This window comes from Subdoligranulum variabile, assembly GCF_025152575.1.
In the GTDB taxonomy this organism is placed as follows: domain Bacteria; phylum Bacillota; class Clostridia; order Oscillospirales; family Ruminococcaceae; genus Gemmiger; species Gemmiger variabilis.
This window is the reverse complement of record NZ_CP102293.1, coordinates 459878-485002: the sequence shown is the minus strand read 5'-3', so window position 1 is coordinate 485002 and position 25125 is coordinate 459878. Positions and strand designations below refer to the sequence as shown.

General features: G+C 53.3%; 37 protein-coding genes and 2 tRNA genes. All 39 read right to left on the bottom strand.

Going from position 1 to position 25125, the window contains the following annotated elements:
- The 39 genes from NQ490_RS02435 to NQ490_RS02245 all read right to left on the bottom strand — a co-directional run bounded on the left by NQ490_RS02435 (position 1) and on the right by NQ490_RS02245 (position 25118).
- Positions 1–768 carry a hypothetical protein gene (locus tag NQ490_RS02435; RefSeq protein WP_007047237.1) on the bottom strand — a complete coding sequence of 256 codons (768 nt, stop codon included), beginning with the start codon at positions 766–768 and terminating at the stop codon, positions 1–3.
- Complete coding sequence (locus NQ490_RS02430; protein WP_007047236.1) at positions 765–1811, bottom strand: hypothetical protein; 1047 nt, start codon at positions 1809–1811, stop codon at positions 765–767. The genes NQ490_RS02435 and NQ490_RS02430 overlap by 4 nt, the downstream gene beginning before the upstream one ends.
- Positions 1804–2622 carry a phage distal tail protein domain-containing protein gene (locus tag NQ490_RS02425; protein ID WP_007047235.1) on the bottom strand — a complete coding sequence of 273 codons (819 nt, stop codon included), beginning with the start codon at positions 2620–2622 and terminating at the stop codon, positions 1804–1806. Before NQ490_RS02425 ends, NQ490_RS02430 begins: the two co-directional genes overlap by 8 nt.
- Entirely contained in the window at positions 2619–5204 is a 2586-nt protein-coding gene (locus tag NQ490_RS02420) for a phage tail tape measure protein (RefSeq protein WP_007047234.1), read from the bottom strand. Before NQ490_RS02420 ends, NQ490_RS02425 begins: the two co-directional genes overlap by 4 nt.
- 12 nt (positions 5205–5216) lie before the next feature.
- Entirely contained in the window at positions 5217–5369 is a 153-nt protein-coding gene (locus tag NQ490_RS02415; protein ID WP_007047233.1) for a hypothetical protein, read from the bottom strand.
- Between the two features lie 35 nt (positions 5370–5404).
- On the bottom strand, positions 5405–5827 hold the full coding sequence (locus NQ490_RS02410; RefSeq protein ID WP_007047232.1) for a hypothetical protein: 423 nt from the start codon (positions 5825–5827) through the stop codon (positions 5405–5407).
- Positions 5828–5867: 40 nt separating this feature from the next.
- Positions 5868–6449: a major tail protein gene (locus tag NQ490_RS02405; protein ID WP_007047231.1), complete on the bottom strand. Its 582-nt coding sequence runs from the start codon at positions 6447–6449 to the stop codon at positions 5868–5870.
- A 2-nt stretch (positions 6450–6451) separates the two neighbouring features.
- Positions 6452–6763, bottom strand: a complete 312-nt coding sequence (locus tag NQ490_RS02400; RefSeq protein WP_007047230.1) for a hypothetical protein — start codon at positions 6761–6763, stop codon at positions 6452–6454.
- The gene (locus NQ490_RS02395) at positions 6760–7137 is read right to left on the bottom strand and encodes an HK97 gp10 family phage protein (RefSeq protein ID WP_007047229.1); all 378 of its coding nucleotides are present in this window, start codon (positions 7135–7137) and stop codon (positions 6760–6762) included. The genes NQ490_RS02400 and NQ490_RS02395 overlap by 4 nt, the downstream gene beginning before the upstream one ends.
- The gene (locus NQ490_RS02390) at positions 7137–7439 is read right to left on the bottom strand and encodes a hypothetical protein (protein WP_007047228.1); all 303 of its coding nucleotides are present in this window, start codon (positions 7437–7439) and stop codon (positions 7137–7139) included. The genes NQ490_RS02395 and NQ490_RS02390 overlap by 1 nt, the downstream gene beginning before the upstream one ends.
- Positions 7439–7741: a phage head-tail connector protein gene (locus tag NQ490_RS02385; protein WP_007047227.1), complete on the bottom strand. Its 303-nt coding sequence runs from the start codon at positions 7739–7741 to the stop codon at positions 7439–7441. The genes NQ490_RS02390 and NQ490_RS02385 overlap by 1 nt, the downstream gene beginning before the upstream one ends.
- A gap of 14 nt (positions 7742–7755) precedes the next feature.
- The gene (locus tag NQ490_RS02380) at positions 7756–8826 is read right to left on the bottom strand and encodes a phage major capsid protein (RefSeq protein ID WP_007047226.1); all 1071 of its coding nucleotides are present in this window, start codon (positions 8824–8826) and stop codon (positions 7756–7758) included.
- A gap of 1 nt (position 8827) precedes the next feature.
- A complete protein-coding gene (locus NQ490_RS02375; RefSeq protein ID WP_007047225.1) occupies positions 8828–9457 on the bottom strand; it encodes an HK97 family phage prohead protease in 630 nt (209 codons plus the stop codon).
- The gene (locus NQ490_RS02370) at positions 9447–10628 is read right to left on the bottom strand and encodes a phage portal protein (protein WP_007047224.1); all 1182 of its coding nucleotides are present in this window, start codon (positions 10626–10628) and stop codon (positions 9447–9449) included. Before NQ490_RS02370 ends, NQ490_RS02375 begins: the two co-directional genes overlap by 11 nt.
- Positions 10615–10908, bottom strand: coding sequence for a hypothetical protein (locus tag NQ490_RS02365; RefSeq protein WP_147644682.1), 294 nt, complete (start codon positions 10906–10908; stop codon positions 10615–10617). Before NQ490_RS02365 ends, NQ490_RS02370 begins: the two co-directional genes overlap by 14 nt.
- Positions 10898–12547: a terminase large subunit gene (locus NQ490_RS02360; RefSeq protein WP_007047222.1), complete on the bottom strand. Its 1650-nt coding sequence runs from the start codon at positions 12545–12547 to the stop codon at positions 10898–10900. The genes NQ490_RS02365 and NQ490_RS02360 overlap by 11 nt, the downstream gene beginning before the upstream one ends.
- A complete protein-coding gene (locus NQ490_RS02355) occupies positions 12540–12881 on the bottom strand; it encodes a hypothetical protein (RefSeq protein ID WP_147644681.1) in 342 nt (113 codons plus the stop codon). Before NQ490_RS02355 ends, NQ490_RS02360 begins: the two co-directional genes overlap by 8 nt.
- Positions 12882–12985: 104 nt before the next feature.
- A complete protein-coding gene (locus NQ490_RS02350) occupies positions 12986–13204 on the bottom strand; it encodes an HNH endonuclease (RefSeq protein WP_242655005.1) in 219 nt (72 codons plus the stop codon).
- A 223-nt stretch (positions 13205–13427) separates the two neighbouring features.
- Positions 13428–13510 (bottom strand) — tRNA-Leu (locus tag NQ490_RS02345).
- Between the two features lie 132 nt (positions 13511–13642).
- Positions 13643–13728, bottom strand: a tRNA-Tyr gene (locus NQ490_RS02340).
- Between the two features lie 524 nt (positions 13729–14252).
- A complete protein-coding gene (locus NQ490_RS02335) occupies positions 14253–14678 on the bottom strand; it encodes a sigma-70 RNA polymerase sigma factor region 4 domain-containing protein (RefSeq protein ID WP_007047219.1) in 426 nt (141 codons plus the stop codon).
- A complete protein-coding gene (locus NQ490_RS02330; RefSeq protein WP_040917772.1) occupies positions 14675–16075 on the bottom strand; it encodes a ParB/RepB/Spo0J family partition protein in 1401 nt (466 codons plus the stop codon). The genes NQ490_RS02335 and NQ490_RS02330 overlap by 4 nt, the downstream gene beginning before the upstream one ends.
- On the bottom strand, positions 16068–16520 hold the full coding sequence (locus NQ490_RS02325; RefSeq protein WP_147644680.1) for a hypothetical protein: 453 nt from the start codon (positions 16518–16520) through the stop codon (positions 16068–16070). The genes NQ490_RS02330 and NQ490_RS02325 overlap by 8 nt, the downstream gene beginning before the upstream one ends.
- Positions 16507–16884, bottom strand: a complete 378-nt coding sequence (locus NQ490_RS02320) for a Lar family restriction alleviation protein (protein ID WP_187118513.1) — start codon at positions 16882–16884, stop codon at positions 16507–16509. The genes NQ490_RS02325 and NQ490_RS02320 overlap by 14 nt, the downstream gene beginning before the upstream one ends.
- Positions 16877–17704, bottom strand: coding sequence for a ParA family protein (locus NQ490_RS02315; RefSeq protein ID WP_007047215.1), 828 nt, complete (start codon positions 17702–17704; stop codon positions 16877–16879). Before NQ490_RS02315 ends, NQ490_RS02320 begins: the two co-directional genes overlap by 8 nt.
- Before the next feature lie 16 nt (positions 17705–17720).
- The gene (locus tag NQ490_RS02310) at positions 17721–19031 is read right to left on the bottom strand and encodes a replicative DNA helicase (protein WP_007047214.1); all 1311 of its coding nucleotides are present in this window, start codon (positions 19029–19031) and stop codon (positions 17721–17723) included.
- Positions 19032–19034: 3 nt separating this feature from the next.
- Complete coding sequence (locus tag NQ490_RS02305) at positions 19035–19193, bottom strand: hypothetical protein (protein WP_007047213.1); 159 nt, start codon at positions 19191–19193, stop codon at positions 19035–19037.
- A gap of 150 nt (positions 19194–19343) precedes the next feature.
- Positions 19344–19637 carry a hypothetical protein gene (locus tag NQ490_RS02300; protein ID WP_007047212.1) on the bottom strand — a complete coding sequence of 98 codons (294 nt, stop codon included), beginning with the start codon at positions 19635–19637 and terminating at the stop codon, positions 19344–19346.
- A 13-nt stretch (positions 19638–19650) separates the two neighbouring features.
- The gene (locus tag NQ490_RS02295) at positions 19651–20427 is read right to left on the bottom strand and encodes a helix-turn-helix domain-containing protein (RefSeq protein WP_007047211.1); all 777 of its coding nucleotides are present in this window, start codon (positions 20425–20427) and stop codon (positions 19651–19653) included.
- Between the two features lie 94 nt (positions 20428–20521).
- Positions 20522–20977 carry a single-stranded DNA-binding protein gene (locus NQ490_RS02290; protein ID WP_007047210.1) on the bottom strand — a complete coding sequence of 152 codons (456 nt, stop codon included), beginning with the start codon at positions 20975–20977 and terminating at the stop codon, positions 20522–20524.
- Positions 20978–20986: 9 nt separating this feature from the next.
- Positions 20987–21736: a hypothetical protein gene (locus tag NQ490_RS02285; RefSeq protein ID WP_007047209.1), complete on the bottom strand. Its 750-nt coding sequence runs from the start codon at positions 21734–21736 to the stop codon at positions 20987–20989.
- A gap of 13 nt (positions 21737–21749) precedes the next feature.
- Positions 21750–22121: a hypothetical protein gene (locus NQ490_RS02280; protein ID WP_242654989.1), complete on the bottom strand. Its 372-nt coding sequence runs from the start codon at positions 22119–22121 to the stop codon at positions 21750–21752.
- Between the two features lie 143 nt (positions 22122–22264).
- The gene (locus NQ490_RS02275; RefSeq protein ID WP_007047206.1) at positions 22265–22579 is read right to left on the bottom strand and encodes a hypothetical protein; all 315 of its coding nucleotides are present in this window, start codon (positions 22577–22579) and stop codon (positions 22265–22267) included.
- On the bottom strand, positions 22572–23126 hold the full coding sequence (locus NQ490_RS02270; RefSeq protein WP_040917768.1) for a recombination protein NinB: 555 nt from the start codon (positions 23124–23126) through the stop codon (positions 22572–22574). The genes NQ490_RS02275 and NQ490_RS02270 overlap by 8 nt, the downstream gene beginning before the upstream one ends.
- A complete protein-coding gene (locus tag NQ490_RS02265) occupies positions 23111–23695 on the bottom strand; it encodes a hypothetical protein (RefSeq protein ID WP_007047204.1) in 585 nt (194 codons plus the stop codon). Before NQ490_RS02265 ends, NQ490_RS02270 begins: the two co-directional genes overlap by 16 nt.
- The gene (locus NQ490_RS02260) at positions 23688–23969 is read right to left on the bottom strand and encodes a hypothetical protein (RefSeq protein ID WP_007047203.1); all 282 of its coding nucleotides are present in this window, start codon (positions 23967–23969) and stop codon (positions 23688–23690) included. The genes NQ490_RS02265 and NQ490_RS02260 overlap by 8 nt, the downstream gene beginning before the upstream one ends.
- Positions 23966–24268 (bottom strand): hypothetical protein, encoded by a 303-nt coding sequence (locus tag NQ490_RS02255; protein ID WP_007047202.1) that lies wholly within the window; start codon positions 24266–24268, stop codon positions 23966–23968. Before NQ490_RS02255 ends, NQ490_RS02260 begins: the two co-directional genes overlap by 4 nt.
- Positions 24265–24501, bottom strand: coding sequence for a hypothetical protein (locus NQ490_RS02250; RefSeq protein ID WP_007047201.1), 237 nt, complete (start codon positions 24499–24501; stop codon positions 24265–24267). Before NQ490_RS02250 ends, NQ490_RS02255 begins: the two co-directional genes overlap by 4 nt.
- A gap of 212 nt (positions 24502–24713) precedes the next feature.
- Positions 24714–25118 (bottom strand): hypothetical protein, encoded by a 405-nt coding sequence (locus NQ490_RS02245; protein WP_007047199.1) that lies wholly within the window; start codon positions 25116–25118, stop codon positions 24714–24716.
- Between the last annotated feature and the right edge of the window lie 7 nt (positions 25119–25125).

Sequence of the window (25125 nt, the reverse complement as noted above, 5' to 3'; positions counted from 1 at the left end):
TCACTGCACCTCCGTCTTGAGCGTCCAGATAACCGGTACATCAACCGTCGGTTGCTCTTGTACAATGGTGGTAATTGTGCCGGCGCCTGACGTGCTGTTACCGTTGGCAATGATAGCCAGCGCATCACGCAGCGCGTTGTCCGTTTCAGCCACACCGGTGGGATCACAGCTGATGTACGGTTCAAATTCGCTGTTTTCCGTAACCGGCGGCGCGTTGGGGTTGAGCGGAGTCACCGTAATCGTCTGAGTATATGGGTAGCCGTTTCCCTGGTCCTCGGAGCTGGAAGCTGTCCAGCCGTCCAGGTCATACGTTGCAAGGTATCTATGCGGGATCGGCCCCAGGGCAATGGGGAAAACCGTCTGCAGGCCTGTCACCTGCAGCTGGTCCACCTGATAAGTTGCCATCGGCATCTCATAGATGGTGCCGGAACCGTTAATATCTTCCTGGGTCAACGCGGGCAAAGGTGTCTGCGCTTGTGTGATCCAGACGCCGGGCGCCTCGTCGATGGAAACGTCCAGGTGCAAGATCAGACGTCCATCCACTTCACCGCTGGTAGAAGGCGTGACAGTGATGGTTTCCTGCTGAATTTCAATCATCCGGCCCAGAATAATAATCCACCCGGCCGAGACCTGAATCTGTAAGCCGCCCAGGCTGGTGATTTGGCAGCCCATGATAACGCCGACCGCATTGCCGGACAGATATTCATACAGTTTGCCGTCAGCCAGTGGCGTGACTGTGCTGCCGGTTGCCTGGTATACAGTAATCATCGTTGTCTCCTTTGCAAAATGAGTTTTTTGGTCAACGATACCCGCACAGCACCAAACGTCAGCGTTACAGTACCGGAGCCAACGCTTCGGCCCGTCAGAATACTGGTATACGCAAGGCCGCCGGTATAGATCGTGCAGGGTGTCCCAATCTGCGCCTGTTCCGGGTTTACCAGAGCGTCTCCTGTCTTGTACTGCAGCGTGATTTCGTTATCATACTGCTGCGGGGACAAGGCTTCTACTGCCTGATCCAGCGCATCCTGGTCCCATGTATCGCTGTCGTCCAGCGTGGCCAGCGTCCAAAATACGGGCGTGATCCGGTTGTCGTCGGTGGTGTCTACTGTCCCATCGGGGTGCAGATAAAACACTATCTGCGACGGGTAGGTTACTTCTTCGGTTTCCTGGTCCGTTACTCGCTTGCGGATAATCATCTTGTTGGCACTGCCGTAGCTGTCGCCAAGGGTTACGCTTTTATCCAGGACGTTGTCCAGATCGGCCTCAAAAGTCCGTTGCGCTCCCGGGGGAATGATCTGCACGACAATCTGCATGGCTTTAAAGTCCAGGTGCGCGTCCACATAAATACCGTAGGTGGTCAGCGCCTGGGCCATAATGTCAATCAGATTGAGGGTGTCTTCATCCTCTGCTACCGTGAGCGGGTAAACTGTCCGCACCGTGTTGGCAATGCTGACGGGCCTGTTTTGCAGTGTGTCCGCGTTGGACACAAACTGTGTCTGGATCTGCTGCAGCAGCCAACTGGCAGCGTCGGGTATCTGGCTTGCAAACACATCCACATCAAAAAGAGCCTGCAGCGGCCGCATACTGATACTGACAGTGCCGGTACCGGGCTGCACATCTGAAACAATACAGTCCGCTACCGTTGTGCTATCCTGGGTGATGTGCGCGAAGTATCCTTTCTGGCAGCTCACGGTGGGGGCCGTCACGCTGAATGCGTTAAAAGTCAGATAGTCCAGGTCGATGGTCGGGGCATCAATTTCTACCGCGTCGGCAAAGGTCATTTGCTCGGTAAAAAGCTCCAGCTTATACACGTTTTTTGACCTCCACAAAAGCGTTGACTACACCAATACCGTCCTGGGTAAAGACCACACTGCACGGACCGGGCGGCAGCATAAACAGACGCGCGGTGGTAAAATCGCTGTCACCGTAACGGTTGGCAATAAACTGGTCGTTGCAGGTATATTCCGCAATTTCCATGGTAGCGGGATCGCTGTCAATGACCAGTTTGTTGCCGTCTGGCACGGTCAGATTCATCCGGCCCGTTTGCAATCGCGTGGCGCCCTGGTAAAGCGCCCAGAACGGATTTTGTACCGGCCCGAAGATCGTGATTTTTGGATAGCTTTGCAGCCCGCCGTTGACAATGTCTACGGTTCCCGCTGCGCTGCTGGTGTAAGTGTAGGGATAGGTATAATTGTAGGCCTTGCCGCCGCCTGCTCCGGTGGCCTGATATGTTACCAGCTTTTCATACCAGCCGGAAAGGGCGGTAAAATCTACATCGCACAGCAACTTCAGTGCATCCTTGTCAATTTCGCTTTTGGAGATTGATAGTGACACATCCAGGTAGATCCACTTGCCCAGCGTGTTGTAGCCAAGCGTAAGACCCCCAACCTGGACAAATGCCAAGAACTCGTTGTACTGGGCGTAACCGGCAAAAACCATCTGTCCGGACGGTGCCGGTGTTTGCGGCTCGGTATCCGTGACAACATAGCTTTCACCCACGGCCATGACGGTGGTATCCACACCCCAACCCAGGCCGTCCGGCTCGTTGAAAAACGCATCTTTGCGCATCAGGTCAAATACCTGGCCGTTGGCATTGGTCAGGTTAAACTGTCGTACACTCACATCAATTTCCCCAATTCAATGTCAATCGTTTTTGCCAGGCTTCGGCCGTCCTGCGGTGTGTATCCGTAAAAGTTCATACGCTCGATTGTGATGGCTCGCCCGGGAGCTACGGATTTTTGGCTTGTAGTAAGCGGCTGTACAACCGTGCCGCCGGGGCCGACGGTCAGCAGCTCCGGCCCAGCTTCACCGACAATGGCGCTGCCAGAAAGTACCGTGCCGCCCTTGGCTAGATAAGGGAGAGTCCCCAAATTTGGAATATCAAATCCAAGATGCATACCGCCGACGCCCGGAATTTCATCCGGAACATCAATACTGATGCTGTTCAAACCGTCAATCATGGCATTGATGCCACCAATCACGCCGTTGATCATCCCGATGATGGCATTGAGCGGCGCTTTTGCAATAGCGATAAGGGAATAAAAGACACCCTTGAAGATTTGCTTGATACCGTTCCACGCTTGTGTCCAATTTCCCGCAAAAACGCCCGTAACAAATGTGATAATGCCACCCAAAATGGTATAAATGGAATTCCACAAATTTTGCAGGTTTGCAATAAAGGCATTGATGGTTTCGCCTAAAATGGGACCAAAAATCATTGTCCAGTTTATAGCAAATACATTTTGCAAAAAATCATTTACAGCCTGGAGGGCGGCAGTAATAGCTGCGGCGTTTTGGTTGATGATTACCGCCAAACCAACCACTGCAGCAATAATAGCTGCAATTGTAATCACAATGGGGTTTGCCACAATAAAAGCGAATAGCCCTTGCAAAGCAGTAATAATACCAGGAATAACAGTTCCCGTTATAAAAGTAAAAAGAGTTGTTACTACAGAAGAAATTACCCCTGCAGCTGCGGCAATACCGCTTCCAATCAATCCAACAAAAGAAATGATTCCCGATACAACCGCTCCGATTACAGTAGCAATTCCACCAAATACAGTTGCAATTACTTTTAAAACGGCAGCAAAACCTGTGGCGGCTGCCGGGGCAGTAGTGATAGCTCCAGTAAACAAGGCAATTCCGCTTGATACTGTGCCTATTACGTTTAAAAAGCCACCAACAAAAGTTAGCAAAGCAGGCAGTGCAGCAATAACGGCCCCAACTGCAACAACGACTTTTTGCTGTTCATCACTCATTCCGGCAAACGCGGCGACAAGTTCGGAAATATTTCCGACAATCTCATCAATAATAGGCATTAGTTGCTCACCCAAAGGGGTTAAGATGTCTAATCTTATAGTGCGTCCAACTTCCTGCAAATCATTGATTAGGTTTTCGTATTTTTCTTCTTTGATCTCTTCAAGGTTGTCTTTTGCAGCATATGCCGAATCCGAAATATCGCCCAATGCTAAAGTGGCCGTCGACCCCAAATCTTCCCACATAGTTCCAAACAGATCTACGCCAGCAATATTTTGCTGCACGGGGTCTTCCATAGCAGCCAGCGCAGCAATAGTTTGGTCAAAAGCCTTCCTGGCGGTATCGCCTCCTTGGGCAAACTTTTTGGCCATTTCATCCGCATTTAACCCAATAAGATCAAAACCTTGCTGCGTTGTGTCAGACCCATCAATTACGCGGATAGACAGCTCTTTGATGGCATCGCCCACTTTATCCAGATTAAAAGCAGAGTTTTGAGAGCCGCTTTGCATAATGTTAAAAAAATCATCGGCAGAAAAACCTACTTTTCCAAACTGAACGCTGTACTCGCTGATGGTATCCAGCAGTTCTCCAGAGTAGTCAAGGCCATTCTGAGCGCCAGTGGCAATCAGGTTAAATGCTTGATGGGCGCTTACCCCAAAGTTATCCATTAGCGCCTTGGCAGCCCGTGTGCTTTCGTTTACTTCGTAGCCAAAAGTGTCGCGCAACGCAATGGCATCTTCTGTGAGCAGCTCAATGTTACTGGGGTCAACATCGTCCAGCGTTTTCTGCACGGTAGCCATGGAGTTAGCAATATCTTCAAAGTTTTCTCCATAGTTTTCTTTGTAGATGTTTTCCAGCGCCTGCTTCCAGTCTTCTGTCTGTGATTCAGCGGCGCCGGTCTGCGCCAAAAAGCTGCCAACTGCACTATCAACATCAGAAACAGTTTTTACAGCAAGCGTACCACCGCCAACCACAGCCGCAGACGCCACTTTTGCTTTGCCATTCAGGTTGTCAATGCTGTCCGCTAGGTCATTGGTTCCATCAGCGACGGCTTTTGCTGCGTCACCAATTTTTCCTACAACCGTATTGGTGGTTTTGGCCTGGGTTTGCAAAGACTTAAGCTGATTTTCTGTAGAGACAATCTCTCGCTGCAAAGCATCATACTGGGCTTGGCTGACTTCACCGCGTTCAAACTGCTGCTGGACTTGCTTTTCGGCCTCTTTTAAAGAATCCAGTTTACCTTTGGTTAAGGCAACCGCATCTCCTAAAAGCCGCTGTTTTTGTGCAAGCAGCTCCGTATTGGTCGGGTCCAGCTTCAGCAGCTTTTCCACATCTTTCAGCTGTTTCTGGGTGCTGTTGATGTCCTTATTTACGCCGGACAGCGCCTTGCTCAAACCCTTGGTATCGCCGCCCAGTACAACGGTAATACCCTTGATTCTGTCGGCCATCTTTAACCCTCCTTAGCCAAAAAATGCGTCAATGTCGGCCTGTGTGGCCTTGTAGTTGTACTTCTCGTGGTCGTTGGCCCGTTCGATCAGCATATCGTAGACCATGCCCATGGTCATGCTGTCCAGATCCTCGGCACTAAGACCCAGCTCTGCGCAGCGCAGCATAAAGGTTGCGCCGGTTTCCTCACGGACCGTAGGTCTTATTTTTTTTTAGGCACGCTGGTGGTCTGCTGTGTCAGCTGCCACAGCTCCAAAATCTGGGGAAGCACCTCATAAATGGAAAACGTGCCGTCGATGCTGTCCAGCCATTTGTCGGCGGTGTCCGGCAGCGTGGGATCATACTGCCGGGCCATGATGTAGGAGACATTTTCAAAAATCTCCAGATCCATCACGTCAAGCTGCGCGCTACGGATTGCCTCCTCATACTCTTTTTTCTGCCATTCGGCAGCGTCTTCTTTGGGCGGCTGCAGGTTCTGGACCTCTACGGCCTTTACAAAACTGCGCTGCAGCTGGTTCATATCGCGCACAATGTCGCGGCCCATTTTGTGGCGGTACAGGCGGGGCGTCAGGGCCGTGGCCCTGAACCCCACCTCCTTCCCGCTCACGGTGATGATTTTATCCATGGCGTATCCTTTCTTTGGTTACGTGTCCACTATGGACACATCAGCCGCCCACACCGGCGGCAGCAGGCATATACACAGAATCAAACCATGCAGAGATGACGCCTTCCGTCGTGGTGGACGTGGTGTTAGCGCGCACATTGCCGTCCGGCAGGGGCACGGCCGAGATCGTGCAGGTCTGCGTTTTCGGTTCTTTGCTCTCGTTGGTGGTTTCGCCTTCGATGTTGGGGCGGGTGGCCGTGCAGTTGTACAGGCAGTACAGCGCATTATTCACGTCGCCGTCGATCTGGAAAAGCAGCGCAAAAGGATTGGGCTGGGTGTTGGCGTTTTCAACCAGCACATTGTCGGTGGCCGACAGCGTATCGCCCCAGATGTCCTGATGCATCTTCTCCGGGAATCGGGCCATCTCCAAATCGCCCTCATAGCCGTTGTTGGAGCTGCTCTGATAGTAGACAATGCCGTCCGCGTAGAACTTGGTGATCTCACCCTGCTGCTCCAGCGACAAACTGACAGCGCCGGGAACAGGTACAGGCGTATCCCAGGTGGGCGTAGGGGACAGGGCAGTCAGCACGGCGTAGTGTACATTCTTCAGGTTAAACTGGACTTTGTTTTCACCAGTTGCCATAGTTACACCTCGATTTCATAGATGGTCTGGTAACACTTTTCAGTGTCCAGGTACGTTTGATCTTTCTCCCAATACAAAGAGGACAAGGCCGCTTCGACCTTGCCCTCTGATACGGGATCTTTCAGTTGTGTGTACAGTTCAATCTGCACATGGTTGGCGACAAAATAGGTAGTACCATCTGCCGCAAAGTTGTTGGTATACGGAAAAAGGTATACAAGATAGGGCATCGGCGGCGCAGCACCTTCCTGCCATTGCTGGAATACCACCGGAAGTCCGGTAGTCTCCAGTAGGGCAGCAATCTGTTCAAGGGTCATCCGCGCACCACCACCTTAATGCCGTTTGTCAGCTTTTTTTCAGCTTCCTGTTCGGCCGGTCCAATATGCGGCTTACCGTTGACGCGGCCGCCATTCTGTTTGGCGTGGCCATGTTCCAACAGGTGAGTCAGCTGGGGCTTCTTAGCGTTGTATACCCGTTCTCGGATATCTTCGGCGCTTTCAAACTCGGTTTTTTCCCGCCATCCAGCGGCGTATTGGCCGCTGTCCTTGGGGGAAGTCTGCTTCAGCTCCTGGACCATTTCCTGAGCTACCTGCCGGACCTCTTTCTTGACGCCATCGGCCACATCCTGGTTGTAGTTGGCCAGCTCTTTGGCCACCGCATCCGCCAGGCCGTCAATGCTCACTTTAGACATCAGATGCCCGCCTTTCTTTCCAGGTAAAGCTCGATTGTTTCGTTTTTCCCAAGGTAGGTGCGGTATACACCATACCGGGTGCCGTTCAGCACGGCAATGGTTTCGCCGTTATAGTCCGGTGCAAACATTGTCACGCGCCATTCGGGATTCAAACCCGCCTGTCCGGCGTCAAAAAACTCCTGGGCTGATACGCTGGAAATGTTGCAGAACACATCCCGCGTCGTTTCCTGCGGCACCTGCTGATTGAGAGCATCAGTGATATAGCTCACATCTACCAGGGTAAGCACATTGGATCTATCCATCAGAATGCACCCCCGGTATTTTCCGTGTTGGTGGTATTTCCCCAGTCGGTATACCCGGTTGCAGTCATGAGCTGCGCCTTCTGCTCGTCGTAGGAACCTTTCAGACGGTCGTAGTCATCCGGCTGTCCAAAATGCAGTCTGCAATAGGTGGATACGGCCCGGATGATCAGCGGGTCGGTTTCTGTCAGCGTCGTAACGCCAGCCAGACCAAGGTCAGCCAGCGCAGCAGCAATCAGGTCATTGATTTCGCTGTCAAACGCCGTGGTTGTGATCCGCAGCGCCAGCTTAACCTTGTCCAGCATTCAAATCACCTCGATCAACCCGCGTTGGTGAGCTTCGCAAATGCGGAGCTGATGCCGATGGCAACAGCAAACATGACAACGCCCAGGTACTTGTAGCTGTTGGTGTCGATGTCGTAGCCTTCGCGCACGGTGATGTCTTCGCCCATGGCGCCGATGACCTTGGCCATATCACCAGCCAGAACGGTATCGTCTGCCATGTTGTCATCCACCAGCACATCGTAGCCGTAAACCCGTGCGCTGCCGTAGGTGCCGGTAAAGGTAACAATGTTATTGGTACCGTTATCCTGCAGGGGAAGCAGCTGAGTGTACAGGGTCTTGCGGTTGCAGATAACCGCGACGTCCTCACCTTTGACGGAACCCAGCAGCGCCTGCACACCTGCGGCGTTGATGGTAGTACCGGCAGATGCAGCGACGCCGGAGATTGCCGTAATGATCTGGCCGTTGATGTAGCGGGCAATGGCCTCGCCGATCATGGTGGTCAGCCAGGTGTTGAAAGCCGGAATGCTCATCTGCCGTGCGCTCTCGGAAACCTGCACCATCTTGGTGATCTCGGAAGGGGTCAGAGTCACGGGCGTCAAGGTGTCGGAATCCGGCGTGATCGTCGCGTTATCAGTGTGGGCCTGCGCGGGGTTGATGGTGCCCTCAACATAGTAGGTGATTTTGGACGCGCTGTACACCATGGTGATGCGCTCCATCAACGGGGCGTGATCACGCACAACGGTCATGATGTCGTTGACAACCAGCTGAGAGACTGCGCCATTGGCAACAGTGAATGCACGCTGCTCGGCGGCACTCAATTCCTTGCCCTGCAGGTGCTTCAGCCAGGCAGTGCGGTATTCCTCGGTGTCAACGCCAAACGGCTTTTCCTGGCCGTTGCTGGGATTGAAATCGCGGGTCACAACGCCCAGACCAGCGTTGACTTCACTGCGCAGTTTGCTGCGCTTTTCGGCAGCTTGCTCGATTTCCTGCAGCTCAGCTTTGAGCTTGCGGGTTTCCTCGGTCAGAGCGTCGATGTCGGCGTCGGGGCTATCCACAAGGCCGCGAATTTCGGCCAGGCGGGCTTCGATCTGTTCTTTACGGTTCATGTCATACCTCCAACATGAGAATGAGTTTTTTGCGTTTATTGTCCCGTTCCAGTCGCTCCGCCTTGATGCCGTCGATCACTCCGTCGGCGTATCTCCGGGCACTGATAGACGTCATATCGTTTGCCGGAATGGAAACGGCGCTGACGTCGTACAGCTTTTTGATTTTGGTGATGGTACGCAGCACAGTTTCCACGCCGGTGTTGTAGTCCATGGTGGATGTGCGATGATCTTCGGCCACCACGAAGCCGAAAGACATCTTGTCTGTGTAGCCGCCTTTGATTTCCTGGTACACCTGGCGGCCAATGTCGGTGCCGCCCAGGTCTGCGGTTACTTTCAGGCCGGTGGTATCAACAGAAAGGGCCAGGGTGTTGTTGCGGTTTCTTGCAAACACCCGGCCCTCATGGTCGTATTGCATGATGACGTCGGTCATATCGCACTGGGCAAACGCGGTGGGCGCGACCTGTTCCATAACGCGGTAGTCACGGCCGTCATAAAGCAGATACGGCTGGTTGAAAGTAGTGGCATAGCCTTCCACGATCATGGCGTCGCTGTCGCCCAGCGCCCGCATGGTCATGGCGCGATATTCGCGCCCATCATTCAGGCGGCGCAGCTGTTTGTTGTTAAGTTCCATTTGTCGGTTGACCTCCTTGTTTGGATGCGCTGCCATCGGCGCCCAGCAGGTAATACTCTCCGCGGATGGTATAGGCTTGTCCCTGTCCATCCGGTAGAGGCGGCAAATTCCAGATGGCCCGGATTTCGTCGCGGTTCATGATCCCGCGATCTGCCATTTGGGCCGACACGTTGAGCTTGTCGGCGTTGCTCATGTACTGCAGCCGGTTGGCTGTGGCCATCAAAAAAGAGCCGGAGGCACGCTCCCGCTCTGTAAAAAGCATTTTAGTTGTAACGTCAGAAAATTGGATGGAAAACTGCTCAATAGCGCCTTCGTAGAACGCGGCCCAGGCGTCACCATAGGCTTTATTCTGCAGCACGTCCTCATTGACGCCGAAATAGTTGTAGACGTTGGTCTGGATGAGCTTCATCTGGTCGGCATCTACCACAAACGGTGCGGACTTGATTTGCTGAATATCGCTGTAGGTGTTTGGAAACAGCAGAATACCGCCGTCTCCGGCCTGAAGGTTGTCTTTTGTAAAGCGCTGGCGTTCTTTTGCCAGATCCTCCGGTTTGGTGAAGTTGTTCAGCTTCGCCATGAACCGGTAAGTGGCGGCGCTTTTGACTGCTTCGTTAATGCCCTGGTTCTGTACGTTGATCAGCTCCATGGTCGGGCGCAGGGCGTTGTTGTCTTCGCCAAAAAAGTCGTCCGAGTATTGGAACTTTGTCATAATTCCGCAGTAGCGCATTTCAATGCTGGCATACTGGCCGGCTTGAAACTGATACCGCAGCCACGGCTCTCCGTTGTACTGGACAATCTGGCACTGCGTCGGAAGTACCGGAAAGATGCCGGATACTTCCAAGTAATCATCCATGACCGGTACAATAAACGCAGTATTGTTGACGTCCAGGATCGTAGACAGCCGATAGAGAAACTGTCCCCAGGTCTGCCACTCGTTAGGGCCGGTGCGCAGCTTTGTCTGCAGCTTAGGCTTTGCTGTGCCTTGTACCTGCACCTGCAGCTTACTGATATGCGTTGCCCGGGCATTGATGGCCGCCCGCACAAGCTCGCTTTCATAGATCTGGCCGCCCCAGGTTGTAAAAACTGGGGCATAGGCGGTCAAAGTCTTAAAAAAGCCCTGCGGATTGCTGCGCGGCCCGGGCCGCTTGAAAATTTTGTCAAACAGACCCATTTTGTTTACCTACCTCCACAATGAGCAGCCGGGTGCTTCCGTCTTTGCAGATTTCAGAAACAATTTTTTTATCTTTGTTTTCTTCGAGATACATCTCAATAATTCGGAGACATTTGAGTGCCGTTTTTGCATCGACACATACTTTTACCGAAATGTCAATGGAAAGTTCGTTGTTCACTTTATTTTCCTTTCTCTCGAAACTTGAAGAAATTTCGCTTTCACGGTTTGGAGGGCAAGTTGTTGGGATTCTTTTTGGTTGATACCCATTCTTACGACGCATTTTTCAGCTGTTCTCCAATCTCTGCATAGTATTTTTGCCGGACGGTCATGGCGTCCAGCAATGCGGCACCGCCGTCAATATGCGCTTTGGCACTTAATTTGACCGGCCTGCATCTCCCGCTTTCAGCTTCAGTCTTTGTGGCCATATCCAACAGGTGAACTTTCAGTAAATCATTGTCCCCGATGTCAAAGGCACCGTCCCGCATAAGTCCTTCCGTTTCGCAGATAACCGGCGTCAGGTTAAATCCCTGAAAAACATCATCCATATGGAATCCGTATTGCTTCATATCCTGGACAAGATACTGTGCCGTGTACCGGTCATACCCAACCTTCAGGGGATAAATCTGGTACTGTTCAACCAGCGCTCGGAACCAGTCAAAGCAATCATGGTAGTTTACAAAGTTGTCGCCTGACAGCGTGAGGAAACCGCGCTGCACATAGATGTCGTACGGCAAGCCGTCGCGGGCCGTTGCTTCTTCCAGTCGCTCTGCTGGAAGGAAAAAGTGGGCAAATACATATAGGCGTCCATCTTTCTCAATGACCGCCGTGCACGCTGTCAAGTCTGTTGTGCGTGAAAGGTCGATCCCGCCGACACAGTAGCAATCGCGGAACTGTGCAAGGTCAAGCGGATCTCCGCAGGCTTTTTCAACCGCCTGGTTGGAAAGCCAGGCCTGGCTGCTGTTTTGCTTGATATTGCAGTACTTTGTAAGAAACTCAGCTTTTTTAGATAGGCTGCCTTCTGCTACTGCAATTTCTTCCAGCAGATAGTCTACAGAAACGGAAACGCCCAGGTTTGGGTTAGATTTCCGCAGTTCGTTAATATCGTTCCACTTGTCAATATCATCGATCATATAAAGGAACGGAGCCAGGCGGCGCTCCCTGCTGTCACCCAGCAAAAAGCGGGTGCTGCGCTTAATTAGTTCATCATAAATGCCCTCATTTTCATAACCAGAAGTGGAAATAGACAGGATCAGCGGTTGTTTGCGGGCGCCCAGGGCCGACTTCATGACTTCATATTGTTTGAGTCCGGCCTGCCCAGGCCAGCTTGCAATCTCGTCGCATACCGTCAGCGACGGGTTGAAACCATCCGACTTTTTTGCATTGAACGCAATCTTTTTGACGCTGCTGTTAGTTTCAGCAATGTAAAAATCCGATTTTCTGCGTTTTATTCTGGCGGCCAGCTCAGGCTCTTTCTGAATCGTCTGCCAGAAAGCAGAATAAACAATTTCTGCCTGGTCCAATTTGGGGGCCACACAGTAAACTTTTGCGCCGTATTCACCATCCAGATAGATGCAGTATGCAATGATGGCGGCTGCAAAAAGGCTTTTTCCGTTTTTTCGGGCAATGATCAGAACGACTTCGCGAAACTGTCGGAGACCATCAGCGCCAACCACGCCAAACACTACCGAGACAAAAGCCTTTTGCCACAGCTCCAGCTTTAAAAGATCATTCCGGCCCTCGCAATGGTGGCAAAACGTCTCAATAAAGCGGATCGCTTTGTTGGCTTTTTTCTGGTCAAAGAAAAAGGACTGCGACTGCAGTCCTTTTACCACATATTCATACATCAGGCGAACCCAGCGGCCCACGACTTCGCTGCCGTTCTGTATTGCCTGGTAGTACGCCAGAATGTAATTAAGCATCCTTCATCAGCTCGGCCAGTTTGCCCTCGGGAGCGGGAGGCTTACCCAGTTTTGTAAGGATCTCCAGCATAACACCCAGAGTTTTATTGGCGCTGTCCACGTGCTTGGGAAGTTCTCTGATCAAGGGATGAGCGCAAATATTTTCGCGGCCCTTGACATATTCCTTGCTGGTGATCAGATTGCTGTCCCGTTGCAAGGTCCGTTTGATCTGTTGGATGACTGCGAACTGCATGGAATACTGTTCGGCGGCCTGAATGAACAGGGCGTTATTGTCAACGCCATATTTCTTGGCTTCTTCCATCAAATCCTGGTAAGTTTTGGTTTTTGCTGCCATGTCGGCCTCCTTTCCAAAAATTTCCACGTAATTCGGGAGAGGAAATTTGAACTCCACCCACCGGTCTCCACCGGCCCAAAATTTTTTCTTGATAGGGGGGAGGGTCATTTGATTATGACGCGCCCCATTTCATCCACTTTGTATCTTTTTAAAGATCCATGCGCCTTTGCATGACAATCACGGCAAAGCAATTCAAGGTTATTCCATGACAGACTGACCTCCGGGTCGTTGATATTGTCCGGAGTCAGGTGTACTTTGTGGTGTACGATCTCGCCAGGTTTTACCAGGCCAGTCTTTAGGCATTGCTCGCACAGACCGCCCACGCTTTTGGCGTATGCTGCCCGGCATTGCTGCCAAGCCTTTGACTTGTAAAAGGATTCTGCAAACGCTTTCACTGTTTTGTGTCCACATTGGACACAGACGCCGGAGGGATGTAATTGGGATTCGGTTTTCTTTCGCTTGGTATAACAATAATACTTACACCCATATTACTATCCTTTCATGTGTTCACATTGGACACGCGCCCGCCGGGCCGTGTCAGTTTATTGGTGCGCCCGACAGGAATCGAACCTGCAATCCTTTCGGCAGTCCGCTTTTGAGGCGGCGTTTGCCAATTTCGCCACGGGCACATAATAGAGCGTTATCGCACGCTGCTGCGTCTGACTCTCACAGATGGGAGCTACCCAGTTGTAGACATTGCTGATGTCCGCTTGCTCTATGCCCGGCAATCAAAAGCATTAGCATACAAGGATTGCCGCAAGTGGTGGGCCAAAAAGGACTCGAACCTTTGGTGTATCTAACGTGGCAGATTTACAGTCTGCTGCCTTCGCCGCTAGGCTATTGACCCATAAAAACCGGCAGGCCCTGCTCGCTTGGCCTGCCGAAAGAGGTATCTGTTATTATCATGTCCCCATACATTGCGGCATACAGTAGCTACTTATAGCCGGTCGGATATCGCCGTTGTCTGCGGATCATGGGAATATACGTCCAGCTGCTCATGCGGAAGGGACAACCGCATAAAGCCCGCCGGGAAATGCGGCACACAATAACAGGGATAAACATCCACCACTTGTACATTGTGTCACCGCCTTTCTCAATAGAACCCGGGCAGCGCGAGACGGAGCGTCTGCGTCACAGATAGGTGAGTCTCTCCCGCCTGCCCGGGTGCCTGTCATCGCCTCTTGCGGCGTTGACGGGTACAAAAATACGGGCTGGTGCATGCACCCGCCCGCTAAAACCGAAATTTCCGGTTTTGTTCAGTTGGCACTGTCTGGGCCGTGCCACGCCCCGCGCTTAGGAGGAATATGGAGTTGCAATGGTCAGCTCTGCCCTGATCTGACGCTACCAATGTACCACAGGTAAAAGGGACATTCAAGGACATTTAGGGACATTTATGGACATCTTTTGGAGCGCCCAGTTGTGACGCCGCCGGATCTGCTTGCAAGAGTAGTGCATTTCCTCCGAGATGGTTTCCCATCTTTGGCCCAGCAAATACCGGCGCCGGAAAATTTCGTGGTCCCTGGCATCAGGTATCTGATTGATGGCTGCAACCACTTCCCGCCGGGTGGCGCCGCACACATTGATCTGCGCCTCCAGTTCCTGGCGCGCTTTTGTGATCTGCTCCACGGCCCGGGGCAATGCTTGTCCATCATTTTTCCCGCCGGGCATCCCGGAAAGCAGGGGAGTAACACGGCACGCATCAGACTGCACTTGTTCCAGTTCATCGGCCAGAACTTTCATTTCTCGCCGGGCGTCTAAGTATCGAAAAAGATACTTTGTCTTTTCTGCATAGGTCATTTATCCACGCTTTCTTTGGCTTTGGCTTTTTTAATATCGGTTTTCAGAAAATCGTCCAGCAATGCACCGCTGCGCCAACAAGTAAAATAATTTAACGGAGACGGCTTTCCATCGTGGACATCTACGCGGTTTCCATCAGCATCAAATCGCGCATAAAAATAAACATCATAGGGCAATCCAACCCAACCCGTTTTCCGACTGGTTTCATCGACCCCAACAACGAAATGGGTTCCATCGTGCAGCGGGTATTCTCTGAATACCAGGCCCAGCTCCTTGGCATAAGCGACTTTTTTCCAGTTGTCGTAATCCCCCAAAATTGCCACAACTTCCGCTTCAAGTTCTTTTTCGGCGGCAGCAGCGGCGGCTTTTTGCGACTTGTCACTTTCTTTCTGCTGATTTTCAGCCTGCCGATCTTCATCACTCATATACAGGCATTTGGCACGCTGGTAGAGATCCCGCAAATAAAAGCCCTTTTCTGCAATGACTTCTTCCGGGTCAGATGGGTCAAGCTGCTGGACAACCATGTATTCACTGCCTCGAAAATCTCCCCCAGCTTTAAATGACTGGCCGTCAATCTCGGTCGTCTGTTCAAACTTTTCTATCTTCACACGGTTCAGATAGTTCCACTGGTTTGAGTTGGGTCCGTAATCAGCAACCTGGAGATAAGGCTTCAGCGCTTCTTTCAAAAGCCATTTGCGGATTGATTTCTGGTATGCTTCCTCAATTTCCGGCATTGAATTGTATCCGCATCGGGCATATGTGACCTGCTGAACCTTGTACAACTTGCTGCACTCATAAGCCCGGGTAAAAGTGATCTCACCTTTTTCCAGCATTTCCTTGACCTCAGGAATGCAGCGGGCCGAGATGGCATTGAGACGTGCCAACGTGCCGGACCCCTCACCGGTCCGCCGGGCCAGTTCTTCGCGCACACGGCCGTCCACTTTTCCCTCAGCTTTCAATCTGGTCAGCGCGCCCTTCAATGCTTCATACTGCCGAAGCCGTTCGCCGTCAGTCAGCTCCCGGGCCGTGGCGTTGGACGTGATCAGCGCCACCAGCTCCTCATCCGGGTCACCGTAGTCGGTGATCACGCAAGGCAACAGATCAAAGCGCTTGTCTCCAGAATCATGCAGCCCCAGACAGGCAGTGTGACGGCGGTGCCCTGCAATGAGCATATATTTGCCGCCCTGGGCCGGAGCCACTTCCAGCGGGGTGCGCAGCCCGTGTTCTGCAATGTCCGCCTGCAGCATTCCCACGTCACCAATCTCATAGATGGCGTTTTGCGGGTTGGGCTGAATATCACCGATTGGCAGCATGACCACTTTCATGGGCTGCCCCGCCGGGGCGCTGGCTTTGGATTGTTCCCCCAAAATATCCGTGACCGAAAAACCTTTACTCATTGTCAGCTTCCTCCTTTTTGGCTGTTGCATCTTCTTCATCAGGTCCACGCCATTCCCATTGAGAACCATCTTTACACTTTACACAAGGTACTCGGTCCGTGTAATGAATACAGCAAAGACACTGAACTCGCAACAGCGAAGCACATTCAAGCAGCTGTTTACAAGCTGAATTCCGTTCCATTGCTACTTGTACAAGATCCTTTTGCAAGTTGTTGCAAATCAGCTGCTCTTGTACCAGCTTTTGATGAAATTCTTGTACAATGGGCAGCGTTTCGGGGTCGATGGTATTCGGTTTATGGCTATCGGTTCTGACGCACAAATCCATGAGTGTCTCAGCGCCATGCTTTGCACTCACGTCGCTTTTGAAATACGGGCTTTCGCATAGTTCCTTAAACCCAATTTCAACTTTGTCGGCATCAATCAACCTTGGTTCATACACTGCCATCGTCCTCCTTTGGTTTAAAATCGCTGCAAAAATCGTTTTCGTTTTTTGCGCATTCGTCAAGATCGCAATAAATAGTACTTGAAATAATTTTTTTGTGTTTGCAATCTTTACACCGACCGATCGGCGGCACAGAGCGGGTGTTCCAGTACGAAATCGCTTCATTTTCCGTTCTGTGCGCACATCCGTATGCCCCACAGTAGTGCTTTTTGCAAGAAACAGCATACAGCGGCCGTCCAACATTGCTCACCTGCTTTGCCTCCGCTTCTCCACCGCAACGCCAACACGGCAACACAATCCCCTTCCGCGTGCATTCTTCCTGCGCCTGCTTATCTCCCAGCAGCGCGCGGCGCACAATATCAGTCATTGCCGTCACCACCATTCTTTGTGTCCACATTGGACACATTCAGCCCCACAATCTCCAGCAGCTCATCGGCCAGATCACTGTAATCCTGGGTAGCAGTCCCGCCGGGGGCATATTCACGTAGCGGTTTGTGGGCGCTTCGGGCCTCTTTGACTTTTACGGTGTACCGAATCACAGACTTAAGCAGGGGAGCGCCAGAATCAGAAACATCTTTCGCTACTTGCTTTTCAGCGTTGGTGCGGTTGTACTTGGTCAGCAGCACGCCCGCCAGCTTCAGCCGGGGATTGTAGTACATGCGCAGCTTTTCCATCTGATCCAGCACTTCCTGCAAGCCGTCAGTGGCCCATTCGTCGCAGTCCACCGGAATGATCACCCAGTCAGCGGCACACAGAGCGTTGATACTGCCCATATCCAGGTCCGGCGGGCAATCCATCAGACAGATATTATATTCATCCTCACCAAAAGGCAGCTCAAGCATAATATTATCCAATGCATCCCGCAGACGTGTCTGCTGCGGCTCGCTTGTGTCCAAAAGTACCTGCTTATTGGCCATCAGCAACCGCATATTTGCGGGGATCATATCAACATTTTTAACAGGCGTCATTTGAATCATATCTCCAATACTGACGGTACAAGTCAATAAATCAGCAGTACTGGGGCTATCATAATCCAGGGCATTAAAAAACTTTGTGGTGTTGGCCTGCTTGTCCAGATCTACCACAAGCACCTGGAGGCCACGGGCACCAAACTCAGCCGCCAAATTGATAGTGGTGACGCTTTTGCCCACTCCGCCTTTCAGGTTAATAATTGCAATCTTTTCCATAGTTTCCTCCTAAAACTCATTCCTCCGGAAATCTCGGCCCGGCCTCTCCGCCCTCATCCTGGGGATAAACAGATCCTTCAGGAAGCCAATCATGGTACTGGGGTCGCCACTGCATGGAGATCTCACCCAGGCCGCCTTCCCGGTTTTTCCCGACCAACACCCCGCTGGGGCGGTAGTCGTCCGTGTCGTGCAGCTCATCGGATGTATCCGCCGGGATGTTCTGCACAAACATAACCACATTGGCGTCCTGCTCAATCGTTCCACTGCCTCGGAGATCTGCAAGTGACGCATACCGGCCACCAGTGCGGACCACCTGCCGGTTCAGCTGGCACAGCTCCACAATTACAATTCCCATCTGCATGGCCAGAACTTTCAGCTGTCGGGTAATATCACTCAGCCGTTCATATTCCTTGGCGCGGGGATCGCCGGAGATCAGACCGATGTGGTCGATAAAAGCAATATCGGGCTTGTGTTTCAGCAGACGCGCCCGGATGCCTTCCACCGTCATACCGGCCCCGTCCTCCAGCACCATGTTATGGTGGTGCTTTAAAGCCTGCCGGGCATTGTCAATGATGGCAAACTCGTCCGAGTTTAAAGTTTTGTCCCGCATCTTGGCTGCATCAATCCGGCACGCCTTGGAAAGTATACGGGTCATTAGCTTTTCGGCGGTTTCTTCCAGAGTCAGATAGTAGGTGCGATACCGTTTGGAAAATCGCGCCGCCAGATTGATACCAAAATCTGTCTTTCCGCAGCCAGGCCGACCGGCCAGGACCACCACATTGGTGCGCTCAAACATTCCATAGCGGTCCACCGGTTTCCATCCGGTTTTCAGGGTATTGTCCGGTTTGTGCAGCCCTTCCACAGTCCGATCCAAAACAGCATCAAATTCCTGGGCGCTGCTGTCCAGCTGCTGGGCCGCTATCGCGTCCTGGATATTCAGCGCCGCCCGCAGCTTGGTGCAGATCGCGTCGTTGCTGTCTCCACTGAGCTGTGCTTCAGCCAGGGCAGACTGCAGCAGGCTCTGGCGCCAGTCTTCCACAATCAGCGTTTCGTAGTCAGCTACATGGCTGACACTGGGGCAGGTCTGGGCGGCATTCATGATCAGCTGTCTATGCTGATCACCGGCCCGATAGGCAACGGTAAGCGGATCAATGCCTTTACCCTCAAACGACAGCTGATAAATGGCGGTAAATACATCCCGCAGCGCGCCCTGTTCAAACATAGCCGGGGACATCCGCATGATACTGTCCCTGGCTTCCTTGGGCACCAGCAGGGCAGCGCCGATAAAAGCCATCTGGTGCTGCTGGGCCGGTGACAGTTTACTCATGGTTTACTCCTCCCGTTTTCCGCCCGCCGGGCGGTCACGCTTATGTTTTGGGATCTTCCTCCGGAACGTAGCCCGGTCTTTTCCTTCCTTGGCATGAGCGGCCATCATCGTCTTGTACTGACGATAGGCCCCGCCATCATGGCGTCTCTTGCTATTATTCATGGCGACATATCCTCCACATATTGTATGGAGCGTGGTATAGCATTCCGTTAAATGTTCGGACCATAATCTGTTGTGCGCTGGCTGTGGGAGTGTAAATTTTAACAACTATTCCACAAACTCCTGTATCGCAAACGACAAAATCTCCAATTTTCACTTTGCAACCTCCAATCTCTTTTCCAGCATTTCCCATGCGTCATCGGTCAGCGGGCGGCCACACATAGGGCAAAACAAGAAGTCTCCCTCGATTCGGCTTTCAAACGAAATTCCCGATTCTGTCTTAGTTTCTGCGCTTGCCCATCCAGAAATAAACTTTGCGCCTTTGCAATATTCGCACGGTTCCCACGCCGAACAGTCAAGGTGGATAGGCTTTTTGGCTTCCGGCTTCAGCATTTCTTTCCAGATGTCGTCAAGCTGTTCATCTGTCAGCAACTTTCGTTTACTCATAAACAACCTTCCCTCAAAAATACTGGCTGATATCCTCATCCGGCCGGATCTCCCTGGGCGCCGGTGCCGGGCCTCCAGATCCTGTATGTACAACCGGCTGCCGGTCCTCAAACTCATATTTCAGCGGGAACAGCCCGTCCCAGTTGTTGAGCATACTCTGATCAAGCACCGCCACTTTGTACCCATCTACATCAGTGACGCCTGCTTCTTTGGCCAGAGCATCCAGACGCTTGCAAACGCGGGAAGCACCTTCGATGGAAAGCGGCTTCTTTTTCCCATCCCGGTACCGGGTGAAATCAGCCAGGGTATTCAGCAGGGAAGTTTTCCCACAAGCGTACTCGCTGAATACGTCCTCAGGAGATCGCTCCTCGCGCGCGCGTTTATTGTTATATCTTGTATTGTTATACTTGTATTGTTCTGGCGGACAATTTTGTCCGGGGGGGCCGGACATTTTTGTCCGGGGGGGCCGGACATTTTTGTCCGGGGCGGACACTGGGTGTCCATCCGATTCAGGCATCCCGCCGGGGATAATGCGGCGCTGCTGGGTGTCACCGGCTTTTTCGTACTCGATGCGGATATAGCCCAGCTGCTCCAGCTGATGAATCCACCGGCGGATTGTCCGCTCATCCACCTGGTAGAGCTGTGAGAAATACCCGTTCTGGGCGTGACAATACCCGTTCTGGTCTGACAGCGCGGTGATCTCACAAAAAAGGATTTTCTCGGCAGCTTTCAGGCGGTTATCGTACCGAACACTGGCGGGAAGTATCGCATAAAATCCAGGAGTTTCCATCTGTTTACCTCTAAAATTGGCCGACCTTAATACAGGGGTGCGCCGCGCTCTTTTTAAGCGCATCCCTGTCAGGTCTTTTTCAGTTCATCGGGAATCAGAAGGGCAGATCTCCATCATCCTCAATCACGGCAAAATCATCATCACCTTCTCCCGTCAATTTCGGCTCATTGGTATCCGCCGGGCGCTGCACAGGCGCAGCATATCCGGCACCCTGCTGCGTATTCGCAGCGGCCTTGCTGCCCACAAAATCCAGGCTGTTGGCGACGATCTCCACGGCTGTCCGGTTGTTTCCGTTCCGGTCCTGATAAGACCGGCTCTGCAACCGGCCGGTGACAGCGATCATCTGGCCTTTCTGAAAATACTGGCAGACAAACTCGCCCAACCGCTCCCACGCCACCACATCCAACCAATCGGTCAGCATCTGGCCCCGGGCATCCTTGCGGCCACGATCACAGGCAATGCGGAAGGTGGCCACGCTCTTGCCGGTGGTGGTCTGCCGCATCTGAGGATCAAAAGCCAGACGGCCAACAATAGCAACTACATTCAGCATCTAGGCACCTCAGATCATAACGACAACACGGTGAGCATCAATTTCTGTCGCCAGTTCCTTGCTCAGCCAGGCCGCAATGCTGCGTTTGGCTTCCAGCTTCCAGGCGCCGCCGTCGGCCTCAAACAGCCCTACTTTGCCGTTTTCATCCACCCGCAGCAGGAACTTGCTCACCGGCTGGTCAACTTCCAGGAAGGTGCGGTACGGCTGCAACGCCACAATGGGCTTGACGGGCACCGTATCTTTCAGCACTACGCCGGTCTTAACCGTTGCCTCCTGGGTCACGCCGTTGTCGGTGCTCTTGACGCCCTGGGTCACGTCGATCTTGCTCAACAGGTCCAGAAGGTAGTCACGGTCCGGGGTGGCGTTGTGCAGGCTCTGCAGCTCAATGATAGCCTGTTTCTGATCCATGTAGTTGCCTACCGTGATACGGGGGACATCCGCCTCTGCGGTGTAAAGGCGCCAGCGCTCATACGTGCGGGCACGGTCGACACGTGTGCCAAGATAATCACTCCACACCGCCACATGGCGCTGACCTTCCACCTGCACCAACAGTTTCACGTCCAGCTTGGAACCTTCCTCCTTGATGATCCGCACCAGGCCGCTGAGCGTATCCACGCAAAAATCCTTCGGCCGGCTGGGCTCAGTATCCACCAAGGTCAGGTCCTGAGACGCATAGATGTACGGCCCAATCTTGTACGTCTGCGGTTTCGCCAGCTCCACAATACGGTTGATAGCATCTTCCAAAAAACTTTCTCCCACGGTATATACCTCCTTAGTATGTCATGCGCCCCACACGGGCCATTGCCGGTTCAGGGGCTTCATCGCCGTCCATGTCGATTTGGCCGGGCACCTGGGGCAGCATCTCGGCCATCAGCAACTCGCCGCCGCGGCCCTTGGTAATGCACAGATCTGTCTTGAGGGGCGCCACGGGGGCCAGCGTGCTTTTTGCCTGCACATCCATGTCCAGGCGGCTCCGGGTTTCGTCCGGATTAAAGGTCAGCGTCAGTACGATCTTCCGTTTGGCGGTAGCTTTGGTGCTGGGGTCCAGCACATTGCAGATTACCCGGTCAACCTCACGGTCTACCACCTCGGCAATTCCGCCCATAGCCATCTCCAAAACGCTTTTTTTATTGGCTATTTGCAAAATCAATTCCTCCTTTGCGAATCAACTTTCCATCCATGTACGTTTTGTACCCTGCCGCCCGCATATCGGACAACAGGGAAGCGGACGGTACACAGCAAACGTCCACGGTCCACATCACCACACGGTCGGTCTTGTCCCGAATCTCAAACCGCATCGGCTTTGTCCTCCTGCACCTTCTTGATCAGCTTGTCCAGCATCCCGGCGCCGTGCCGCTGATCAAAGGCACGCTTGGCATCCCGCTCCAACCTCCAGCGGGCCGTGGCGTCAAAATGGACGCCCGTGGGCGGCTCGTTGTGGTGGCGGTGGCAAAGATATACCTTCAGGCCGTAATGCTCGGAGAGGGAACGCAATGGACCACCAAACACGTGATGTTCTTCCAGATTTGTTGTGGTGTACAGGTTGTACTCCTTTTTGCAGATGTAGCAATACCGTCCCACCTGCATGATGCTCCTAGCCATCCCGCTGCAACCTCCAATCTCTATACTGCTGGGTGGTCTCGGCGTCGCTCACGCCCATCTCGGCCAGGCGGTCAAATATGCGGTCGATAAACTCGGCCATCTGGTGCCGGTCAAAGTGGCTGGACCCCAGCCCGATGCGCACCGTGCATTTCTCGTCATCCAGCAGCTCCACTACCTGCACCACCCGGAAAGCCCGCCGAAGGTCCGCCAGCGCCGCTACCGGTACCTGCCAGTAGCTGATCTCGCCGCCGTCGTACTCGGCCAGCATATCCAGATAGCAGGTTTCCGGGGTGGTCTGGCCATAGGCGCGGGCCATCTTGGTGAGCAGCGCCCACATGAGCCGGTTTTGATCCAGCGTGCGCCGGTTGCGCACCGGCTTGATCTCCACCACCACCGGGATGGGCTGGCCACGTGCCTTGGCTTCCAGTTCAGCATACATTCGCTGTTCTTCAAGCAGATATCCGCCGTCTGTCACAAAAACACCGCGGCCGCCCGCCGGGCCGGGTTTGTACCAGGCGGCCAGATGCGCGATCAATGCTTTTGCCACAGAAGTTTATCTCCGTTCCGTTTGGTAAACTGTGCCAGGCTGATCTTCCCATATTCGTAAGCCAGCTCGGTACAGGTCAAAATGTCCGCCAGCACATAGCCTTTAATGCGCTGGCCGTCCGGCGTCGCCACCGGGTTGATCTGCACCTTATCCGCTCCAAACCGAAAAGCGGGCATCCGCAGCACCGGCGCCGCCACGCCCCACAAAGCGGCCGCAGCCAAAAAGCTAGAATCACACTCGTTTTGCGCAGGGTCAGCGTTCAGATGGTAGCTGCCAATTGCGCAAGCATCGCGGTACACCCGGTCGTTCTCCCAAACACCGCACAGCCCTACGCTGCAATAAAGCGATCTTCCGCAGGCATAATGCCGGGAAGAATAGGGGCTAATGTCCGTTGCTTCTTCGTATTCGTGCAAAATGTTTCGCACCGCGTCCACTTTGGGCCACAGCTTCAGCTTTGCCCAATCCTTGGTTACCTCCAGCACCTGCAGCACAACTTCGTCCGCTCGCAGCGGGCGATCCAGGCGCGGAATGCCACTTTCTACAAGTCCGTGTTTATTTTCTTCAGCCATCAATGTCTCCTTCCCGGGGGCCGGTATAGCACCCCTCGTCATCGTAGTGGGCCGGGTCCGCATAGGGGCTTTCCCAACCCTTGGTAGCGCCGCCCATCATGGCGGCCTCGGTGCGCCGATCCACACCATGGCGTGCGTTCAGCGCGTCCACGCTCTCCCGCACGTGCACCCCGTACAGGGTGCTGTCGCCTCTGTAGATCTGCACAGGAGCGCCGGTGCGCGGCCCGATACTGTAGCAGCTGTCCGGCAGACCCACCGGGATCTGATTGCTCATAATACGACCTTCTTTCTCTTTGCATAATATTTTCGATTGTATTCGGCCACCTTATCCCGGTTGGCTTCCCGATAGGCCCGCTGCTGGGCGGCCACCTTATCCCGGTTGGCTTCATACCAGGCCCGCTGCTGGGCGGCCACCTTATCCCGGTTGGCTTCATACCAGGCCCGCTGCTGGGCGGCCACCTTGCAAGCGTGAAGCTGGGCGACGACAGCGGCATTCCCCTTAGCCCGGAAAAGGTCTTTGCGGATCTCTTCCATCTCTTCGGCCGAAAACCGCCGGGAAATATAATTCCTCATGCCGGGGCGTCCTCCTTCACGTAGGGGCTGCGTTCGCGCAGCCAGGCCCGGAAGGGCAGGGCATAGATGATGTATTCATCCTTGCCTTTGGGGCTGCTGGCCGCTATGTAATCCGCCCAGGGCCACCGGCCCTGCCGGATACCGGCCCGCAGCGTTTCCAGCCCAATGCCGGAAAGCCCCGCGTCCTGCATCATATCCCAGGCATCCCGGGGCCGGATGATCAAACCCGCCACGCTTCGCACCTCCTTACTGGTCCATCAATTCAAGCATTTTCGGGGTGGGGCAGATGGGAACCCCATCCACTGAATACTCCCGGTTATGCGTGTGGTGACACTGCAAACCGCATCCCATTTTCCGGCACAAAACATTCTTTGCCGGGGAACACAGGTAAACTGGACCCAGACAGCCCCGGCAATACGGCTTCCCGCTGGCGGGGCAAATAATCTCAGGTTTCATGGTCTGCATCCTTTCCGCCATGCAGTTCCGGGAACACATCGGCCAGGGTCGGGTCTTCCTGTTCATACCGGTCTACCCGATTCAGACGGCAGCAATCGCTGCAAGGGCGCTCATCCCGTTCGCAGTCGATGTGCATACATCCATCGCAGCTGCCCTCGATTTCCTGGGCGGTCTGTGCAACGGCATCCGCGTATTTCCAGGGCTTTTCCGGAAGTCCAAGTTCAGCCCGGACAGATTGCAATACCTTATTGGCATCCTCCGCACACCTACGAAAATACCGGGCAATATTGGGATGATCGGCAGACAATTCGATATCTTGCATCATATAATCCCGGTAATACTCCAACGCGTTGGCAATCACTACCAGATCAGCGGGTTGAAAATTGTTCTCCATAGTTTCC

What these genes read in the sequence shown, in the direction of transcription:
- NQ490_RS02435 (WP_007047237.1), bottom strand. Translation starts at nt 768, where the DNA reads ATGATTACTGTATACCAGGCAACCGGCAGCACAGTCACGCCACTGGCT.
- NQ490_RS02420 (WP_007047234.1), bottom strand. Translation starts at nt 5,204, where the DNA reads ATGGCCGACAGAATCAAGGGTATTACCGTTGTACTGGGCGGCGATACC.
- NQ490_RS02415 (WP_007047233.1), bottom strand. Translation starts at nt 5,369, where the DNA reads ATGCTGCGCTGCGCAGAGCTGGGTCTTAGTGCCGAGGATCTGGACAGC.
- NQ490_RS02410 (WP_007047232.1), bottom strand. Translation starts at nt 5,827, where the DNA reads ATGGATAAAATCATCACCGTGAGCGGGAAGGAGGTGGGGTTCAGGGCC.
- NQ490_RS02405 (WP_007047231.1), bottom strand. Translation starts at nt 6,449, where the DNA reads ATGGCAACTGGTGAAAACAAAGTCCAGTTTAACCTGAAGAATGTACAC.
- NQ490_RS02400 (WP_007047230.1), bottom strand. Translation starts at nt 6,763, where the DNA reads ATGACCCTTGAACAGATTGCTGCCCTACTGGAGACTACCGGACTTCCG.
- NQ490_RS02395 (WP_007047229.1), bottom strand. Translation starts at nt 7,137, where the DNA reads ATGTCTAAAGTGAGCATTGACGGCCTGGCGGATGCGGTGGCCAAAGAG.
- NQ490_RS02390 (WP_007047228.1), bottom strand. Translation starts at nt 7,439, where the DNA reads ATGGATAGATCCAATGTGCTTACCCTGGTAGATGTGAGCTATATCACT.
- NQ490_RS02385 (WP_007047227.1), bottom strand. Translation starts at nt 7,741, where the DNA reads ATGCTGGACAAGGTTAAGCTGGCGCTGCGGATCACAACCACGGCGTTT.
- NQ490_RS02380 (WP_007047226.1), bottom strand. Translation starts at nt 8,826, where the DNA reads ATGAACCGTAAAGAACAGATCGAAGCCCGCCTGGCCGAAATTCGCGGC.
- NQ490_RS02375 (WP_007047225.1), bottom strand. Translation starts at nt 9,457, where the DNA reads ATGGAACTTAACAACAAACAGCTGCGCCGCCTGAATGATGGGCGCGAA.
- NQ490_RS02370 (WP_007047224.1), bottom strand. Translation starts at nt 10,628, where the DNA reads ATGGGTCTGTTTGACAAAATTTTCAAGCGGCCCGGGCCGCGCAGCAAT.
- NQ490_RS02365 (WP_147644682.1), bottom strand. Translation starts at nt 10,908, where the DNA reads ATGCGTCGTAAGAATGGGTATCAACCAAAAAGAATCCCAACAACTTGC.
- NQ490_RS02360 (WP_007047222.1), bottom strand. Translation starts at nt 12,547, where the DNA reads ATGCTTAATTACATTCTGGCGTACTACCAGGCAATACAGAACGGCAGC.
- NQ490_RS02355 (WP_147644681.1), bottom strand. Translation starts at nt 12,881, where the DNA reads ATGGCAGCAAAAACCAAAACTTACCAGGATTTGATGGAAGAAGCCAAG.
- NQ490_RS02335 (WP_007047219.1), bottom strand. Translation starts at nt 14,678, where the DNA reads ATGACCTATGCAGAAAAGACAAAGTATCTTTTTCGATACTTAGACGCC.
- NQ490_RS02330 (WP_040917772.1), bottom strand. Translation starts at nt 16,075, where the DNA reads ATGAGTAAAGGTTTTTCGGTCACGGATATTTTGGGGGAACAATCCAAA.
- NQ490_RS02325 (WP_147644680.1), bottom strand. Translation starts at nt 16,520, where the DNA reads ATGGCAGTGTATGAACCAAGGTTGATTGATGCCGACAAAGTTGAAATT.
- NQ490_RS02320 (WP_187118513.1), bottom strand. Translation starts at nt 16,884, where the DNA reads ATGACTGATATTGTGCGCCGCGCGCTGCTGGGAGATAAGCAGGCGCAG.
- NQ490_RS02315 (WP_007047215.1), bottom strand. Translation starts at nt 17,704, where the DNA reads ATGGAAAAGATTGCAATTATTAACCTGAAAGGCGGAGTGGGCAAAAGC.
- NQ490_RS02310 (WP_007047214.1), bottom strand. Translation starts at nt 19,031, where the DNA reads ATGAGTAAACTGTCACCGGCCCAGCAGCACCAGATGGCTTTTATCGGC.
- NQ490_RS02305 (WP_007047213.1), bottom strand. Translation starts at nt 19,193, where the DNA reads ATGAATAATAGCAAGAGACGCCATGATGGCGGGGCCTATCGTCAGTAC.
- NQ490_RS02300 (WP_007047212.1), bottom strand. Translation starts at nt 19,637, where the DNA reads ATGAGTAAACGAAAGTTGCTGACAGATGAACAGCTTGACGACATCTGG.
- NQ490_RS02295 (WP_007047211.1), bottom strand. Translation starts at nt 20,427, where the DNA reads ATGGAAACTCCTGGATTTTATGCGATACTTCCCGCCAGTGTTCGGTAC.
- NQ490_RS02290 (WP_007047210.1), bottom strand. Translation starts at nt 20,977, where the DNA reads ATGCTGAATGTAGTTGCTATTGTTGGCCGTCTGGCTTTTGATCCTCAG.
- NQ490_RS02275 (WP_007047206.1), bottom strand. Translation starts at nt 22,579, where the DNA reads ATGGCTAGGAGCATCATGCAGGTGGGACGGTATTGCTACATCTGCAAA.
- NQ490_RS02265 (WP_007047204.1), bottom strand. Translation starts at nt 23,695, where the DNA reads ATGGCTGAAGAAAATAAACACGGACTTGTAGAAAGTGGCATTCCGCGC.
- NQ490_RS02260 (WP_007047203.1), bottom strand. Translation starts at nt 23,969, where the DNA reads ATGAGCAATCAGATCCCGGTGGGTCTGCCGGACAGCTGCTACAGTATC.
- NQ490_RS02255 (WP_007047202.1), bottom strand. Translation starts at nt 24,268, where the DNA reads ATGAGGAATTATATTTCCCGGCGGTTTTCGGCCGAAGAGATGGAAGAG.
- NQ490_RS02245 (WP_007047199.1), bottom strand. Translation starts at nt 25,118, where the DNA reads ATGGAGAACAATTTTCAACCCGCTGATCTGGTAGTGATTGCCAACGCG.